General features: G+C 49.1%; 1 protein-coding gene and 1 pseudogene. Both read left to right on the plus strand.

All coding sequences use genetic code 11. The features are described from left to right. A partial coding sequence (gene radA / locus E2K52_RS14420; RefSeq protein ID WP_151205682.1) for a DNA repair protein RadA occupies positions 1–926 on the plus strand: 926 nt, incomplete at its 5' end. 113 nt (positions 927–1,039) lie between these two features. Next, positions 1,040–1,221, plus strand: a pseudogene (locus tag E2K52_RS14425) (Tim44 domain-containing protein); the annotation flags it as partial.

Below are 1,221 nucleotides of genomic sequence, written 5' to 3' on the forward strand. Positions count from 1 at the left end.
CCTGTGTGGAACGCATCTGTGAAGTGCTGGCACAGGAACGTCCTGCGGTGGCCATTCTGGACTCGATTCAAACCTTATATACCGAAACCTTACAGTCTGCACCGGGTGGTGTTTCCCAAATCCGCGAATCGGCGGCCCTGCTGACGCGTTTTGCTAAAAATAGTGGTACTGCCCTGTTTATTGTCGGCCATGTGACCAAAGAAGGTGCGCTGGCGGGTCCACGTGTGCTGGAACACATGGTGGACTGTGTGCTGTATTTTGAAGGTCAGTCAGATTCACGTTACCGCATGATCCGTGCAGTCAAAAACCGTTTTGGGGCAGTGAATGAACTCGGCGTGTTTGGCATGACCGATAAAGGCCTGCGTGAAGTGGCCAACCCTTCTGCGATTTTCCTGAGCCGCTATGATGAAGCTATTCCGGGTTCAATCGTGATGATTAGCCGTGAAGGTACGCGCCCTTTACTGGTTGAAGTTCAGGCGCTTGTAGATGATGCTCATGGTCAACCACGCCGTGTGGCACTTGGACTGGAACAGAATCGGCTTAATATGTTACTGGCAGTGATGCACCGGCATGGAGGCGTTCAGACTTCCGGACAGGATGTCTATGTCAATATAGTCGGCGGCCTGAAAATTACCGAAACAGGTTCAGACCTGGCTGTTCTACTTGCCTGTGCTTCCAGTATCCGTACCAAAGCCCTGCCTCAGCAGCTCGCAGTGTTTGGTGAAGTCGGATTGTCTGGAGAAATTCGTCCGGTACCCAATGGCCAGGAGCGCCTGAAAGAAGCAGTCAAACATGGCTTTAAATATATTATTTTGCCACGTGCCAATGCACCGCAAAAACCGATTCCAGGCGTTCAGGTGATTGCGGTAGCACGTTTACATGAAGCCTTGACAGAAGCCATCAGCTTAAGTGACGAACTAAATTAGCGTGGATTAAAATCGGGAAAAAGCCTAAAAAAATACAGATTTCTAATTGAAATTCTCTATAAAGCCTATATAAATAGAGAGTTCAAATAGATTTATTCATATAGGAAAATTGGATGGAAGTTCGACAGCGTGGTTTGATCGCCGGCTTTTTAACAGCAGCATTACTGTTTGCACCTTTAACTGCTGAAGCAAAACGTGCCGGTGGCGGTAAAAGCCACGGTATGCAACGTTCTGCGGCGCCTACTCAGTCTTATCAGCAACCTCGTCAAGCTGCACCTGCACAACAGGCTCCAGC

This window comes from Acinetobacter sp. RF14B, assembly GCF_006864105.1.
Classification (GTDB): Bacteria; Pseudomonadota; Gammaproteobacteria; order Pseudomonadales; family Moraxellaceae; genus Acinetobacter; species Acinetobacter lwoffii_C.